General features: G+C 66.0%; 17 protein-coding genes and 1 tRNA gene. 10 read left to right on the forward strand and 8 right to left on the reverse strand.

Translation table 11 applies throughout. The features are described 5' to 3' along the window. The first annotated feature begins 121 nt into the window (after positions 1 to 121). From ACFPFG_RS09050 to ACFPFG_RS09060, 3 genes are all read left to right on the forward strand, one after another. The gene (locus tag ACFPFG_RS09050) at positions 122 to 715 is read left to right on the forward strand and encodes a cytochrome b (RefSeq protein WP_183017722.1); all 594 of its coding nucleotides are present in this window, start codon (positions 122 to 124) and stop codon (positions 713 to 715) included. A gap of 92 nt (positions 716 to 807) precedes the next feature. After that, complete coding sequence (locus ACFPFG_RS09055) at positions 808 to 1380, forward strand: YceI family protein (RefSeq protein WP_034391259.1); 573 nt, start codon at positions 808 to 810, stop codon at positions 1378 to 1380. A gap of 69 nt (positions 1381 to 1449) precedes the next feature. Next, the gene (locus ACFPFG_RS09060; RefSeq protein WP_012204149.1) at positions 1450 to 2028 is read left to right on the forward strand and encodes a YceI family protein; all 579 of its coding nucleotides are present in this window, start codon (positions 1450 to 1452) and stop codon (positions 2026 to 2028) included. A 64-nt stretch (positions 2029 to 2092) separates the two neighbouring features. On the opposite strand, the gene pdxR is transcribed toward ACFPFG_RS09060, so the two are convergent. Beyond that, on the reverse strand, positions 2093 to 3601 hold the full coding sequence (gene pdxR / locus ACFPFG_RS09065; RefSeq protein WP_380106140.1) for a MocR-like pyridoxine biosynthesis transcription factor PdxR: 1509 nt from the start codon (positions 3599 to 3601) through the stop codon (positions 2093 to 2095). A 101-nt stretch (positions 3602 to 3702) separates the two neighbouring features. On the opposite strand from pdxR, the gene ACFPFG_RS09070 reads away from it, so the two are divergent. Genes ACFPFG_RS09070 through ACFPFG_RS09080 form a run of 3 tightly spaced genes read left to right on the forward strand, consistent with a single transcriptional unit; the run spans position 3703 to position 5142 of the window. Continuing rightward, on the forward strand, positions 3703 to 4332 hold the full coding sequence (locus ACFPFG_RS09070) for an FMN-binding negative transcriptional regulator (protein WP_197957068.1): 630 nt from the start codon (positions 3703 to 3705) through the stop codon (positions 4330 to 4332). A 34-nt stretch (positions 4333 to 4366) separates the two neighbouring features. Next, positions 4367 to 4738 carry an antibiotic biosynthesis monooxygenase family protein gene (locus ACFPFG_RS09075; RefSeq protein WP_197957069.1) on the forward strand — a complete coding sequence of 124 codons (372 nt, stop codon included), beginning with the start codon at positions 4367 to 4369 and terminating at the stop codon, positions 4736 to 4738. Continuing rightward, positions 4735 to 5142, forward strand: a complete 408-nt coding sequence (locus tag ACFPFG_RS09080) for a ribosomal maturation YjgA family protein (RefSeq protein ID WP_065346821.1) — start codon at positions 4735 to 4737, stop codon at positions 5140 to 5142. Before ACFPFG_RS09075 ends, ACFPFG_RS09080 begins: the two co-directional genes overlap by 4 nt. A gap of 15 nt (positions 5143 to 5157) precedes the next feature. Here the strand turns inward: ACFPFG_RS09080 and ACFPFG_RS09085 are convergent, their stop codons facing one another. The 3 genes from ACFPFG_RS09085 to ACFPFG_RS09095 are packed head-to-tail and all read right to left on the reverse strand — an operon-like array spanning position 5158 to position 6710. Further along, positions 5158 to 5511, reverse strand: coding sequence for a hypothetical protein (locus tag ACFPFG_RS09085; RefSeq protein WP_183017719.1), 354 nt, complete (start codon positions 5509 to 5511; stop codon positions 5158 to 5160). A 19-nt stretch (positions 5512 to 5530) separates the two neighbouring features. Continuing rightward, positions 5531 to 5779: a DUF1272 domain-containing protein gene (locus ACFPFG_RS09090; protein WP_183017718.1), complete on the reverse strand. Its 249-nt coding sequence runs from the start codon at positions 5777 to 5779 to the stop codon at positions 5531 to 5533. A gap of 37 nt (positions 5780 to 5816) precedes the next feature. Continuing rightward, positions 5817 to 6710 carry a cation diffusion facilitator family transporter gene (locus ACFPFG_RS09095; RefSeq protein ID WP_380106144.1) on the reverse strand — a complete coding sequence of 298 codons (894 nt, stop codon included), beginning with the start codon at positions 6708 to 6710 and terminating at the stop codon, positions 5817 to 5819. 257 nt (positions 6711 to 6967) lie between these two features. Between ACFPFG_RS09095 and ACFPFG_RS09100 the strand changes: the two genes are divergently transcribed. From ACFPFG_RS09100 to galU, 3 genes are all read left to right on the forward strand, one after another. After that, complete coding sequence (locus ACFPFG_RS09100) at positions 6968 to 7597, forward strand: VOC family protein (RefSeq protein WP_183017716.1); 630 nt, start codon at positions 6968 to 6970, stop codon at positions 7595 to 7597. Between the two features lie 166 nt (positions 7598 to 7763). Continuing rightward, positions 7764 to 10676 carry a valine--tRNA ligase gene (locus ACFPFG_RS09105; RefSeq protein ID WP_197957072.1) on the forward strand — a complete coding sequence of 971 codons (2913 nt, stop codon included), beginning with the start codon at positions 7764 to 7766 and terminating at the stop codon, positions 10674 to 10676. A gap of 238 nt (positions 10677 to 10914) precedes the next feature. Continuing rightward, on the forward strand, positions 10915 to 11802 hold the full coding sequence (galU, locus tag ACFPFG_RS09110) for a UTP--glucose-1-phosphate uridylyltransferase GalU (RefSeq protein WP_012204138.1): 888 nt from the start codon (positions 10915 to 10917) through the stop codon (positions 11800 to 11802). 84 nt (positions 11803 to 11886) lie between these two features. On the opposite strand, the gene ACFPFG_RS09115 is transcribed toward galU, so the two are convergent. The 3 genes from ACFPFG_RS09115 to cysM form a co-directional block, all read right to left on the reverse strand. Next, positions 11887 to 12114: a sulfurtransferase TusA family protein gene (locus tag ACFPFG_RS09115; RefSeq protein WP_012204137.1), complete on the reverse strand. Its 228-nt coding sequence runs from the start codon at positions 12112 to 12114 to the stop codon at positions 11887 to 11889. Positions 12115 to 12140: 26 nt separating this feature from the next. After that, a complete protein-coding gene (locus ACFPFG_RS09120) occupies positions 12141 to 12743 on the reverse strand; it encodes an NUDIX hydrolase (RefSeq protein WP_183017714.1) in 603 nt (200 codons plus the stop codon). A 77-nt stretch (positions 12744 to 12820) separates the two neighbouring features. Further along, positions 12821 to 13726, reverse strand: coding sequence for a cysteine synthase CysM (cysM, locus tag ACFPFG_RS09125; RefSeq protein ID WP_017407070.1), 906 nt, complete (start codon positions 13724 to 13726; stop codon positions 12821 to 12823). Between the two features lie 39 nt (positions 13727 to 13765). On the opposite strand from cysM, the gene ACFPFG_RS09130 reads away from it, so the two are divergent. Further along, positions 13766 to 13850: transfer RNA gene (locus ACFPFG_RS09130), tRNA-Leu, on the forward strand. A gap of 644 nt (positions 13851 to 14494) precedes the next feature. On the opposite strand, the gene ACFPFG_RS09135 is transcribed toward ACFPFG_RS09130, so the two are convergent. Next, positions 14495 to 14716, reverse strand: coding sequence for a hypothetical protein (locus ACFPFG_RS09135; protein WP_183017713.1), 222 nt, complete (start codon positions 14714 to 14716; stop codon positions 14495 to 14497). Positions 14717 to 14967: the final 251 nt, after the last annotated feature.

Consider the following 14967-nt stretch of genomic DNA (forward strand, 5'->3'; position numbering starts at 1 on the left):
CGCTTCCTACACTGCACGTTGTCCGCAGTGCACGAAGTCCTCGCAGAGCGCACCGCACCCTTTTTGCCATCCAGGGCCCCTTCGCAGGGGCCCTGAACGGTTCCAAAGCCTGCCGCCATCCATGACAGAGTCCTCAGCCCGCGCCAACGCGCCAGCAAAATCCTCCTCCAGAGCCACGCGCTATACCGGCGTGGCCATGGCTGCCCACTGGCTGCTGGCCCTGGGCCTGATCGCCGCCCTGGGCCTGGGCTGGTACATGACCGGCCTGCCGTTCTCGCCCTCGCGCCTGAAGCTGTACAACTGGCACAAGTGGCTGGGCGTCACGCTTTTGTCGCTGAGCCTGCTGCGCCTGCTCTGGCGCGTCACCCACCGCCCGCCCGAGCTGCCGCCCGCCGTGGCCCGCGCCATGCCGCAATGGCAGCACTGGGCCCACAACGGCACCCACCACGCCATGTACCTGCTGTTCTTCGCCGTGCCCCTGCTGGGCTGGGCCTACAGCTCGGCGGCCGGCTTTCCCATCGTCTTCCTCGGCATGCTGCCCCTGCCCGACTTCGTGAGCGCCAGCCCCGAACTGGCAGAGACCCTCAAGCCCCTGCACGGCTGGGCGGCCTGGGCCCTGGTGGTGCTGATCGCCATGCATGTGGGCGCCGCCCTCAAGCACCAGTTCATCGACCGCGACGGCCTGATCTCCCGCATGCTGCCGGGCCGCGCCTGAACCTCTCGCCAACCTCTCGCCAGCCAGGGCCGGTGTCCATCCGGCCCCAGCCACCCCCTGACCGGACCTTCCCGACCCCTAGGAGTCTCGCCATGCGCTTTTCCTCCACGCTGACCACCATCGCCCTGGCCGCTGCGGCCCTGGCTTCCCAAGCGGCACTGGCCGAGCAAAAGCTCGTCCCCGCCCAGAGCGCCGTGAACTTCACGGCCAAGCAGATGGGCGTGCCCCTGCAGGGCCACTTCAAGAAGTTCGATGCCCAGGTCCAGTTCGACACGGCCAAGCCCGACACCAGCAAGATCCGCTTCACCGTGGACACCGGCAGCGCCACCATGGGCGCCAAGGAAACCGACGCCGAACTGCCCAAGGCGGACTGGTTCAACGTCGCCAAATTCCCGCAGGCCGTGTTCGACTCCACCGCCGTCAAGGCGCTGGGCGGAGGCAAGTACCAGGTGGACGGCAAGCTCAGCATCAAGGGCCAGGTTCAGAACGTGAGCATTCCCGTGCAACTGGCCCAGTCCGGCACCACGACCACGGCCACCGGCACGCTGCCGCTCAAGCGCCTGCAATTCAAGATCGGCGAAGGCGAATGGGGCGATACCTCCATGGTGGCCGACGAGGTGCAGGTGCAGTTCAAGCTGGCATTGACCGGCGTGGGCAAGCTGTAAGCCGCGTCCCTGCCCAAGATCGGCCATTTTCCTTCCCGTTTCGTGCAACCCCAACCTAGGAGTTCTTTCATGCGCACTTCCGTGTTTGCCCTGGCCATTGCCGGCCTGTTCGCCACCGCTGTCCAGGCTGCTCCCGCAACCTACGCCATCGACCCGACGCACACCTTCGCCACGTTCGAGATCGACCACAACGGCGCCTCGACCAACCGCGTGCGCTTCGACAAGAAGAGCGGCACCGTGGAATTCGACCGTGACGCCAAGGCCGGCAAGGTCGAAGTCGTGCTGGAAATGGAATCGCTGAGCTCGGGCACCGCCGCCTTCGACAAGCACCTCAAGAGCGCCGACATCTTCAACGTGGCCAAGTTCCCCCAGGCCAAGTTCGTCTCCGACAAGTTCGTCTTCGACGGCGACAAGCTCAAGGAAGTCACCGGCCACCTGACCATCCTGGACAAGACCCAGCCCGTGACCATCAAGGCCAACAAGTTCACCTGCTACCCCAACGCCATGCTGCAAAAGCGCGAGACCTGCGGCGGCGACTTCGAGGCCGTGATCGACCGCACCGCCTTCGGCGTGAACTACGGCGTGGACTATGGCTTCCCCAAGCAAGTGCGCCTGGTGATGTCCATCGAAGCGGTCAAGCAGCAGTAAAACCGCATCCGCCGCGGTGCCTTCCGGGGCGCTGCAGCCCAAAAGCCCGTGAACCGGAAATCGGTCACGGGCTTTTTTGCGTCGTTGACCGTGCCTGCCAATCCCGCACCAGGACTGCCAGCCTGCGCACCCCTTGCTCGATGGCCTCCGGCTCCAGGCTCGCATAACCCAGGACCAGCCCAGCGCAGGATTGACGGCGATGGGCATCGCCCGCCGCATAGAGCGGCGAGATGGGGCGAACGCCCACGCCACGCTCTCGCGCCAGCCGCACCAGGGCGAACTCGTCGCGCTGGTGCACGGCAAGCATCCAGGCCACCACATGCAGGCCGGAGGCCGAGCCTTCGACCTGCACCGCGCCCGGCAGGTGGCGCTCCAGCGCCTGCAAGAGGGCTGCCCGGCGGCCTTCATTGCGGCGGCGGGCGGCGCGCACGTGGCGCTCGTAGCTGCCTTCCTCGATCAGCGCGGCCAGCACCAGCTGGTCCAGGCGCGGTGCATGCCGGTCGGCCAGCCGCCGGGCCTCGCGGAACACAGGCACCAGGACCGGCGGCAGCACCAGGTAGCCCATGCGCATCTGCGGCGACAAGGCCTTGGAGAAGGTGCCCACGTGGATGACGCAGCCCGCCTCGTCAATGGACTGCAGGGCGTCGATGGGGCGCAGCCCGTAGCGGAACTCGCCGTCGTAGTCGTCTTCCAGAATCCAGGCACCCGTGGCGCGCGCCCAGGCCAGCAGTTGCTGCCTGCGGCCTATGGGCAGCACGCCGCCCAGCGGAAACTGGTGCGAGGGCGTGACATAGGCCAGCCGCGCCTCGCGCCCGGCCAGCGCCGAGGTATCCAGGCCCTGTTCATCGACGGCCATTTCCTGCAGGCATGCGCCCTGGGCCTCGAACACGCGGCGCGCCATCAGGTAGCAGGGCTCTTCCATCAGCACGGTCTCGCCCGGATCGACCAGCACGCGCGCGCACAGGTCGATGGCCTGCTGCGAGCCCTGCACCACCACGATCTGATCGGCCGAACAGACAAGCCCCCGCGCCCGGCGCAGATAGCCCTGCAGCGCCGTGCGCAGCGCCGGCTCGCCTTCGGGCCCGTCGTAGGACAGGGAAGACTGGCGCTGCACGATGGCGCGGTTGTAGGCGCGCCGCCAGGCCAGCGTGGGAAAGTCGTCAAAGGCCAGGGCGCCGTAAAGAAAGTCGATCGGGGCCGGCCCACCATCGCCTGCTGCCGGTGGCAGGGCTAACGCCAGCGCATCCACCCGCTGCCCATAGGAAGACAGCCGGGGACGGCCATGCTGCTGGGCCGCTGCCGGCATGCTGCGCGCACGGCTGCGCTGCGCCGCGCCAGCCGCCACGCGCGCCCTGCTGCCTGGAGCAGTCTCCAGATAGCCTTCGGCCGCAAGCTGCTCGTAGGCGGCCGTGACGGTGGTGCGCGACACGCCCAGGTCCAGCGCCAGGGCGCGGGTGGAGGGCAGGCGTGCGCCCACGGCCAGGCTGCCGTCGGCCACCTGTGATTTCAGCCATTCGTGGAGGGTGCGGGCGCCGGGCGCTGCGCCGGCATGGCGGGTGAAAGCGGATTTCAACTGGTCTGCCAAAAAAACACGAAACTGGATTTTTCATTGTGCCAGGGATGGTGGATAGTCCGGTTTCCCCCGATGCCGGCACACCAGCCCAGGAAGCGCCCATGTACACGCCCGCCCATTTCTCCCTCACCGATTCCGACAGCCTGCACGGCCTGATCCGCAGCCACCCCCTGGGCACGCTCGTCACCCAGGCCAACGGCGTGCTGGACGCCAACCACCTGCCGTTCCTGCTGGATGCGGACCCAGGGGAGATGGGCACGCTGAGCGCCCATGTGGCCCGCGCCAATCCGATCTGGCAGCAGTGCCGCGACGGCGCCGAGGTGCTGGTCGTCTTCCGTGGCGCCGAGGGCTATATCTCGCCCAGCTGGTATCCAAGCAAGCACGAGACGCACCGCCTGGTGCCCACCTGGAACTACGAGGCCGTGCATGTGCACGGGCAAATCAGCATCCATGACGACGAGAAATTCGTGCGCGGCCTGGTCGGGCGGCTCACGCGGGTCCATGAGGCATCGCAGGCCCAGCCCTGGAAGATGTCCGACTCGCCGCGTGAATTCATCGACGGCATGCTGCAGGCCATCGTCGGCCTGCAGATCCGCATCACCCGCCTGGAGGGCAAGGCCAAGCTCAGCCAGAACCGGCAGGCCCGCGACCTGGAAGGCGCCATCGGCGCGCTGCGCGAGCGTGGACAGGAGCCGCTGGCCGGTGCCATGGATGCGGCGCCGCGCATCTAGCGCCTGCCACCCTCACACAGATTGCCAACCACCGATGTACACATCCACCTTCACCTTCGCGCCGGGCGAATACGACGCGCCATTCCATGCCCTTGACGGCCGGATCGCCGAGATCGCCCGCGCCATCCCCGGCTACCTGGGCGAAGAGGCCTGGGAGAACCCCGCCACAGGCCTGGTCTGCAACGTCTACTACTGGCAGACCTGGGAGGCGCTGCAGCAACTGATGCGCCACCCTGTGCACCTAGAAGCCAAGCAGCAGCAGGCGCGCTGGCTCAGGGGCTACCAGGTGGTGATCGCCCAGGTGGTGGGCAGCTACGGCGATGGCGGGATAGCGCACCCGCTGGCCACCACTGCGCAAGGCACTGCGCACCCGGCTCGCTGGCCGCACCCGCTTTTGGCCCGATGATGGCGGCCATGCGATGGCGTTTTGATCCTGTTTCCCTGGCGTGGGCGGTGGCCCTGTTTGTCTTGCTCGTGCTGCTGGCCACCGTCGGCGCGCGCTGGGGCTGGGTGCGCAGCTTCTTCGGCGACGTGATGGCCGTGGCCTGGGTCTATGCCGTGTTCAAGACCGTGATCGCCGCGCGCGTGCTGCCGCTGGCATCGGCCGCACTGTGCGTGGGCCTGCTGGTGGAGCTGGGCCAGTTCCTGGCATCGACCTTCCAGTTGCACATTCCCAACCGCGCTTTGCGCATCGTGCTGGGCAGCACGGCCGACTGGTGGGATGTGCTGGCCTATGTGATGGGTTTTGCAGCCGTGCTGGCGGTGGAGGCTGCGTTCCGTGGCCGCAGGCGCCCCGCCTTCACGGCATAAACCCGCAGCGGTCCGCTACGGCTCTGGAACAAGCTCCTCGACAACGGATTCGCAGTGGATTTTCAGCCGCCCATAGTGGGACAGCTGCAAGAACAGATGCTGCGCCCTTGCTGACGAAGGCCTCTTCGTATCCCGCTGCAGCACTTCGCAGCGGTCCAGGCAGTCATCCATCTCTGCGGCTGCGTCGCGCTGGACGTTGGCAAAGTACGCCTGCACGGCCGGAAAATTGGCGATCCGTTCAAAGCGAATGGCTACCCTGGCCTGCGGCCTGTCGAACACGGCATAGAGAAAGAAGCACAGTTCCACGCTCCGGGCCGCCACATCCAGGCGCACCTGCTCCAGCAATCCATCGTGGTACTGGTACTGCAATCGATGGCTCCGCGCCGGATCAGGCCCGTACAGCGCAACCGCCGGCCTTGAGCACCCGCTTCGTCGAGGCCGGATACCGCTCCAGCTTGTCCGCCGGCCGGCGCGGCCTGGCCACCAGCTCGCCACCGCAGTTGGGGCAGGCGCCCTGCAGCACGTGATCCGCACAGCCGGCACAGAACGTGCACTCGAAGGTGCAGATGCGAGCCTCGGCGGACTCTGGTGGCAGGTCCTTGTCGCAGCATTCGCAGTTGGGTCGAAGCTCAAGCATCGGTGCACTCCGGGTGTGGTCCATGAAGACTGGCATCCTAGTGGATGTGCTCTGCCGGGGAGCGGTCCTCGCTCTCCATCTGCAGCGTCGTATGGTGCAGGTCGAAGCCGGCCTGCAGCCTGTCTTCGATGGCGCGGCGCACCTGCTCGCCGTCCGCGCCGGGCAGCAGCACCACATGGCCGGTCAGCATGGGCTTGCTCTGCGTGACCGCCCACAGGTGGACATCGTGGATGGCGGCCACGCCCGCCGTGCCCGAAATCGTCCCGCGCACCGCCTGCAGGCTCATCCCCGAGGGCACGCCTTCCAGCAGGATGTTGATGCACGCGCGCAGCAGGGTCCAGGTCCGCGGGAACACCATGAAGCCGATGCCCACGGCCACCGCCGAGTCGATCCATCGCCAGCCCGTCAGCCAGATCAGCGCGGCACCGGCGAGCACGCCGATCGAGCCCAGCATGTCCGCCCATACCTCCAGGTAGGCACCCTTCACGTTCAGGCTCTCGTCCTTGCCGCCAGACAGCAGGCGCATGGAGACCAGGTTGATCACCAGCCCCACGGCCGCCACCGCCATCATGCCCAGCGACTGGATTTCCGCGGGCGCCGACAGGCGGCGATAGGCCTCATACAGGATGTAGAAGGCCACGCCCAGCAGCACCAGTGCGTTGACGGCGGCGGCCAGGATCTCGAAGCGCGCATAGCCGTAGGTGCGCAGCAGGTCCGCCGCCTTGCGGCCGGCGCGTATGGCCACCAGGGCCAGCAGCAGCGCCATCGCGTCGGTCAGCATGTGCATGGCGTCGGAGATCAGGGCCAGGCTGCCCGTGACCATGCCGCCGATGATCTCCACCACCATGAAGCTGCCGGTCAATCCGAAGGCAAACCAGAGACGGGATTCCGGCAGGGCGCGCACGTCGCCGTGCTGATGGCTGTCGCTCATGAGGTTCCTCGACTTGAAAACGGTTGTGAACAGAAGGCCGCTGCCCATGGCGATCATGGTTGCGCACGGACGCAGGCAGCGGCACGGACCTCCATGAGAAAGCGTGAAGTGACTTGAAGGTCAAGTACTGCCGGCAAGTTGCGACCGCAGGTGGCCAGGACACGGCGACGCGCATATCCCTGCATCCATCGCAACATTTCATTTAGGTAAATTGATTACGAATAGTAGAATAAATCCATCCACCAAGGAGACATTCGATGAACACAAGCGCCCGCCCCGACCTGTCCACGCTGCCGCCGCCCGCCGCCGTGCAGCAGCTGCACCACTACGCCTACAAGGCCCGCGATGCGGAAGAAACCCGCCACTTCTACGAGGACATCCTGGGCCTGCCGCTCTATCACATCATCCAGAGCGACTACGTGCCCAGCACGGGCGAGTACTGCCCCTACACGCACTTCTTCTTCCGCCTGAAGGACGGATCGTTCATCGCCTTCTTCGACATCGGCGACGACGAGGCGGCCCTGCCATCGCCCAACACGCCGCTGTGGATCAACCACATCGCCTTCCGCGTGGACACGGTGCAGGAGCTGGAGAACGCCAAGGCGCGCCTGCAGGCCCATGGCGTGGAGGTGCTGGGCGTGACCGACCACCACATCTTCAAGAGCATCTACTTCTTCGATCCCAACGGCATCCGCCTGGAGCTGTCGGCCCAGCTGGCCGACGAAGTGCAGATGGCGCGCGAAAGCACCACGGCCCACGCCCGCCTGAACGAGTGGACCGCGCGCAAGGAGCAATGGCGCAAGGAACGCGCCGAAGGCAAGGCCGCCCAGCCGCTCAAGCCCCAGAGCAACGACCGGCCCGAGTTCGTCCCCGGCGCGGGCGCTTAAAAGTGCACAACACGCTCTCAATAAAACCCGGCGAACAGGCAGGCGGACGGGGTCGGTAGAATCCCCGTCAAACCGTCATCCATTTCGCATATGCAGACGGCATCCCTTCAACGGATGCCGTTTTCATTTGCCAAACGCCATTCGCACAATTCCCCGCAAGCAAGCCATGAGCGACACCATTGCCCAGCCAGGCCTCGACAGCCTGTCCAAATCGTTTGAACCCGCCGCCATCGAGGCCCAATGGGGCCCTGAATGGGAAAAGCGCGGCTACGGCGCAGCCGGCGTGCGCGGCACGGGCCAGGCAGATGCATCCCAGCCCTCGTTCTCCGTCCAGCTGCCGCCGCCCAATGTGACGGGCACGCTGCACATGGGCCATGCGTTCAACCAGACCATCATGGACAGCCTCACGCGCTACCACCGCATGAAGGGCCACAACACGGTCTGGGTGCCCGGCACCGACCACGCGGGCATCGCCACGCAGATCGTGGTGGAGCGCCAGCTGCAGGAGCAGGGCATTGCCAGCCGCCACGACATGGGCGCCACGCCTCCCGAGGCGCGCAAGAACTTCGTGGGCAAGGTCTGGGAATGGAAGAACCAGAGCGGCAACACCATCACCGGCCAGATGCGCCGCATGGGCGACAGCGTGGACTGGAGCCGCGAGTACTTCACCATGGACGACAAGCTGTCGTCCATCGTCAACGAGACCTTCGTGCGCCTGTACCAGCAGGGCCTGATCTACCGCGGCAAGCGCCTGGTGAACTGGGACCCGAAGCTGATGTCCGCCGTCTCCGATCTCGAAGTCGAGAACGAGGAAAAGGACGGCTCGCTGTGGCACATCGCCTACCCGCTGTCCGATGGTTCGGGCCAGCTGGTGGTGGCCACCACGCGCCCGGAAACCATGCTGGGCGACGCGGCCCTGATGGTGCACCCCGAGGACGAACGCTACCAGGCGCTGATCGGCAAGACCGTGATCCTGCCCCTGGTGGGCCGCGAGATCCCCATCATTGCCGACGACTACGTGGACCGCGAGTTCGGCACGGGCGTGGTCAAGGTCACGCCCGCGCATGACAACAACGACTACGCCGTTGGCCAGCGCCACGGCCTGCCGATGATCTGCGTGCTCACGCTCACGGCCACCATCAACGACGAGGCGCCCGAGAAGTACCGCGGCATGGACCGCTTCGTGGCGCGCAAGGCCATCGTGGCCGACCTGGACGCGGCCGGCCTGCTGGTCGAGACCAAGAAGCACAAGCTCATGGTGCCCATCTGCACGCGCACGGGCCAGGTGATCGAGCCCATGCTGACCGACCAGTGGTTCGTGGCCATGAACAAGGTGGGCGAAGGCGATGCCACGGGCAAGTCCATCGCGCAGAAGGCCATCGATGCCGTCTCCAGCGGCCAGGTGCAGTTCGTGCCCGAGAACTGGGTCAACACCTACAACCAGTGGATGAACAACATCCAGGACTGGTGCATCTCGCGCCAGCTGTGGTGGGGCCACCAGATTCCCGCCTGGTACGACGAGGACGGCAAGGTCTACGTGGCCCGCACCGAGGAAGAAGCCCGGGCCCAGGCCCCCGGCAAGACGCTCACCCGCGACGAGGACGTGCTGGACACCTGGTACTCCTCGGCCCTGGTGCCGTTCTCCACCATGGGCTGGCCGAACCAGACCGAGGCGGCCGACGATGACTACAACCTCTACCTGCCCAGCTCGGTGCTGGTCACCGGCTACGACATCATCTTCTTCTGGGTCGCCCGGATGATCATGATGACCACGCACTTCACGGGCCGCGTGCCCTTCCGCCATGTCTACATGCATGGCCTGGTGCGTGACGCCCAGGGCAAGAAGATGAGCAAGTCCGAGGGCAACGTGCTCGACCCCGTGGACCTGATCGACGGCATCGACCTGGACACCCTGCTGGACAAGCGCACGCAGGGCCTGCGCCGCCCCGAGACCGCGCCCCAGGTGCGCAAGAACACGCAAAAGGAATTCCCCGAGGGCATTCCCGCCTACGGCGCCGACGCGCTGCGCTTCACCTTCGCGGCCCTGGCCTCGCTGGGCCGCTCCATCAACTTCGACAGCAAGCGCTGCGAGGGCTACCGCAACTTCTGCAACAAGCTGTGGAACGCCAGCCGCTTCGTGCTGATGAACTGCGAAGGCCATGACTGCGGCCTGCTGCCCCACACCAAGGAGCAGTGCCAGGCCGGCGGCGAGTTCGCGGGCTACATGCAGTTCAGCCAGCCAGACCGCTGGATCGCCTCGCAGCTGCAGAAGGTCGAGGCCGAAGTGGCCAAGGGCTTTGCCGAGTTCCGCCTGGACAACGTGGCCAACGCGCTGTACGACTTCGTCTGGAACGAGTTCTGCGACTGGTACCTGGAAATCGCCAAGGTGCAGATCCAGACCGGCAACGAGGCCCAGCAGCGCGCCACGCGCCGCACGCTGATCCGCACGCTGGAGGCCATCCTGCGCCTGGCCCACCCCATCATCCCGTTCGTGACCGAAGCCCTGTGGCAGAAGGTCGCCCCGGTCGCCGGCCTGCCCGGCGAGTCCGTGGCCGTGGCCCGCTACCCCGAGGCCCAGCCCGAGAAGATCGACGAGGCCGCCATCGCCTACGTGGGCCGCATCAAGCAGATGATCGACGCCTGCCGCACGCTGCGCGGCGAGATGGGCGTGTCGCCCGCACAGCGCCTGCCGCTGCTGGCCGTGGCCAGCTCGGCCGATGAGTCGCAGTTCCTGCGCACCAATGCCGCCGTGCTGCAAAACCTGGCCAAGCTCAGCGAGGTCAAGGTGTTCGACGACGAAGCCGCCTGGGCCGAGGCCGCCCAGGCCGCACCGGTCTGCGTGGTGGGCGAGGCGCGCCTGGCGCTGTTCGTGGAGATCGACGTGGCCGCCGAAAAGGCCCGCCTGTCCAAGGAGGCCGCACGCCTGGAAGGCGAGATCACCAAGGCCAATGCCAAGCTGGGCAACGAGGCCTTCGTGGCCAAGGCGCCCCCGGCCGTCATCGACCAGGAAAAGAAGCGCGTGGCCGACTTCGGCGCCACGCTGATCCGCATCCAGGAACAACTCGCCCGCCTGGGTTGACATGGAATCTCCCCCTGAGCGGCTGTGCCGCTTCCCCCTCTCTCGCTTCGCGGGAGGGGGACGACACCCTCGGCGCGGGGCGGCGCGGCCGGCTCAGGCCCTTCCTCGGTGTCCCTGATCTTGGGCTGCGCCAGTTTCATCGTCCGAGGGCATCAAGTCGCACAATGAAAGCTGAGACACTTAGCGAAGAAGACGCAAAGCCGCACGCTTTTTCCATCACCTGAATCCCAAGATTTTCATGAGTAATCAGACCCGTGTCCGCAAAGCCGTGTTTCCCGTTGCCGGGCTCGGCACGCGCTTCCTTCCCGCCACCAAGGCCTCTCCCAAGGAGATGCTGCCGGTGGTGGACAAGCCGCTGATCCAGTACGCCGTGGAAGAGGCCTACGAGGCCGGCATCCGCGACATGATCTTCGTCACCGGCCGCAGCAAGCGCGCCATCGAAGACCATTTCGACACCGCCTACGAGCTGGAAAACGAACTGGAGAACGCCGGCAAGCAGGCCATGCTGGAACTGGTGCGCAGCATCAGCCCGGCCGACATGAACTGCCTGTTCGTGCGCCAGCCGCGCTCGCTGGGCCTGGGCCACGCCGTGCTGTGCGCCGAGCCGCTGGTGGGCAACGAGCCCTTTGCCGTGCTGCTGGCCGACGACCTGATGGTGGGCGAGCCTGGCGGCCCCGGCGTGATGGCGCAGATGACATCGGCCTTCCACAAGCAGGGCCGCTCCCTGCTGGCCGTGCAGGAAGTGCCGCTGGAGCAGACCAAGCGCTACGGCATCGTGGCAGGCGAGCCGGCCGGCGGTTCGCTGATGCGCATCGAGAAGATCGTCGAAAAGCCCGCGCCCGAGAAGGCCCCCTCGCGCATGGGCGTGGCTGGCCGCTACGTGCTGACACCGGCCATCTTCGAGGAGATCCGCAACCAGCCCAAGGGCGTGGGCGGCGAGATCCAGCTGACGGACGCCATTGAACGCCTGATGGCCCATGAAGCCGTCTACGCCTTCCAGTACCAGGGCAAGCGCTACGACTGCGGCAGCAAGGAAGGCTTTTTGCAGGCCACGGTGGAACTGGCGCTGCAGCACGAGGATGTGGGCGCGAGCTTCCGCGAATACCTGCAGGGCCTGAGCATCTGAGGCCCGGCCTCGGAGCCGCCCTGCCCCATGCAAAAGGCCTGCGAAAGCAGGCCTTTTTCTTTGGAGCGAACCGCGTGCAGCCGCTCAGCGCCGGCGCAGGATATGGATGAACTCCGCACCCACGGTCTGCTGCTCCACCAGTTCATTGCCGGTCTGCTTGGCAAAGGCCTGGAAGTCGCGCAGCGAGCCCGTGTCGGTGGCCACCACCTTGAGCAACTGGCCGCTGTCCAGTTCGGCCAGCGCCTTCTTGGCCTTGAGAATGGGCAGCGGGCAGTTGAGCCCGCGCGTGTCGATTTCCTTGTGAATTTCCATCGGATGCACCTCTTGAGCCTGGGATTCTAGGCGGCATCGCGGCTGAGGCCGGCAGCAGTGTCTTCATCGGTGCGACTTGCCTCAGCCTCCTGGGCCTGCTCGGCACGCTTCCAGAAGTCACGGATCACGGGATCATGTCCCCGGCTGCGCAGCCACTTGGCCAGCGCCATGCCGGTGCCCGAGGGCCAGGCCTGGACTTTCTCGGGCTCCAGCAGGCGGTATTCGAGCAGTTCGGGCGACAGCCGCACCTGGCCGCTGGCGCGCACATGGAAGGCGATGATGACCTGGTTCATGCGCAGGAACTCATGCACGCTGATCAGCTCCAGCGACTCGGCCTGCAGGCCGGTTTCCTCCGCCACCTCGCGCGCCACGCCCTCCTCGGGCGACTCGCCGGCCTCCATGAAGCCCGTGATCAGCCCGAAGACCTTCTCGGGCCAGGCCGCATTGCGCGCCAGCAGCACCTTGCCGTCCAGCTCCACGATGGCGGCCAGCACCGGCGTGGGATTGTTCCAGTGCGTCCAGCCGCACTCGGGGCAGCGAAGGCGCGATACATCGCCGCCGTCCTCGGCCTGGATCACCCACTGCAGGGGCGTGGCGCAGTGCGTGCAATAGCGGGTCTCATAGTGCATGGGGCTGTTCCTGGTTTTTTGCTGTCCTGGCTCTACGCAAACAGGAAGGCCCGCCTGAAGGCGGGCCTGTCGCTGCGTCAGGCGGGGAAGACGCCCGTGGACAGATAGCGGTCGCCGCGGTCGCAGACCACGAAGACGATGGTGGCGTTGTTCTCGCGCTCGGCAATCTGCTGGGCCACCCAGCAGGCGCCAGCCGCAGAGATGCCGGCAAAGATGCCTTCCTCGCGCGCCAGGCGGCGCGCCATGTCCTCGGCATCGTCCTGGCCCACGAGCACGGTCTCGTCGATCAGCGAGGCGTCGTAGATCTTGGGCATGTATTCCTCGGGCCACTTGCGGATGCCGGGGATGCGCGAGCCCTCGGCCGGCTGGGCACCCACGATGCGGATGGCCGGGTTCTTTTCCTTGAGGAACTTCGCCACGCCCGTGATCGTGCCCGTGGTGCCCATGGCGCTCACGAAATGCGTGATCTCGCCGCCCGTCTGCTCCCACAGCTCGGGGCCGGTGGTCTCGTAGTGGATGCGCGGGTTGTCGGGGTTGCCGAACTGGTCGAGCACCACGCCCTTGCCCTGGGCCACCATCTGGTCGGCCAGGTCGCGCGCGTATTCCATGCCGCCGCTCTTGGGCGTGAGGATCAGCTCGGCGCCATAGGCCTTCATCGTCTGGGCACGCTCGATGGAAAGGTCCTCGGGCATGATCAGCACCATCCGGTAGCCCTTGATCGTGGCGGCCATGGCCAGCGCAATGCCGGTATTGCCCGAGGTGGCCTCGATCAGCGTGTCGCCGGGCTTGATGTCGCCGCGCTCTTCGGCGCGCCGGATCATCGACAGGGCCGGCCTGTCCTTGACCGAACCGGCCGGGTTGTTGCCTTCCAGCTTGCCCAGCACCACGTTGCCACGTTCCTGGCGAGACTGCGCACCGATGCGCTGCAATGCCACCAGGGGCGTGCGGCCGATGGCGTCTTCGATGGTCGGATAAATTTTCATAGCCTCACACTGTGCCATAATTCGCCCCTGCGCTAAGTAGCCCGGGTGGTGAAATTGGTAGACGCAGGGGACTCAAAATCCCCCGCCGCAAGGCGTGCCGGTTCGATTCCGGCCCCGGGCACCAGAGATTACGTAGCCGAAAAAGCAGTCCCCTGCTTTTTCGGCTATTTCTTTTCCGGCCGCTGTCTTTACAGCGTCCGCACAAACCTCAAGCCCCTTTGCATCCAGCCGTGTTCAACGGCTGCACTGCATTTCAAGGCCCTCCAGCCTGCACCGATCCTGCGTCCTCATGCCTTGGGCGGGATGACGCCTGCGCGCTTTTCGCCGTACCGGGCCCAACCTGTGTACAACTTTGGCATCGACCGCCTCGCAAGGCCTGCCAGGCCTGGACCTTGGCCCATGCTGAAGCCTCCTTGAAGCAGCACCATTCCAGCCCGCAGGCAGGGCTGCAGCTCTGCGTCAAATTCAGCATCTTCCCTCTGAAAAGCGGCACTTGCACCACCGTCATGCAGCCCTTGCCCAGCGCGGGCACCAGCCCGGTGCGCCCACGGCTCGGGCCTGTAAAAGCCCATGAAAAAAGCCACCCTGAGGTGGCTTCTTTTCTCCACAGATCCATTGAACAACCCTGTGGATAATCAGTGAACAGCAAGTGAACGAGGCGTCCAAGTGCTTGCATTCACTGGCCGCAGGCTAAGCTGCCTGCAAATCAGGCAACCTCCAAATCCAAGGGAAAACCCTCGGATCGGAAGACACCTGACCCACCTCGCCTCAGGCATCCGTGCGACGGATCTGCGCGCGCCCAGCCGCCGTGATGTGCCATTGACGGCTGCTGTCCACTTCGACCAGTCCACGCTCGCGCAGCCTCTTGGACAGATGCTCGCGCGCCGCGCTTTCCAGCGACACGGGCTCGCCCATTTCCAGCTTCTTGAGCACTTCGAGTTCATCCACGGTCGGCTCGTACACGGGTGCGTGATATGTGGTTTCGGCCATCGCTACTCCTTCGCTATTCAAAGTCTCATGCCCCAGGACTCTAGGGGGCACGGACCCAAACATAGCCTTGGCCCGGAAGCCGCGCAATCGGTGGCCGCACCTTTTTTCGGGTTGTGGGCGATGATTGCACGCTTTGCGGCGGCGTCCCACAGTCGCCAGGGCGCTGCCCCGTCCGGGAAACGGGCGGCTCGCGCTCTTGTCGCCGCCCTCTGCTCACCGCTTTTGCCATCTGCTCCAGGGATTCAGGTTTT

Origin of the sequence: Delftia deserti, assembly GCF_042653485.1 — a bacterium.
Taxonomy (GTDB): Bacteria; Pseudomonadota; Gammaproteobacteria; order Burkholderiales; family Burkholderiaceae_C; genus Comamonas; species Comamonas acidovorans.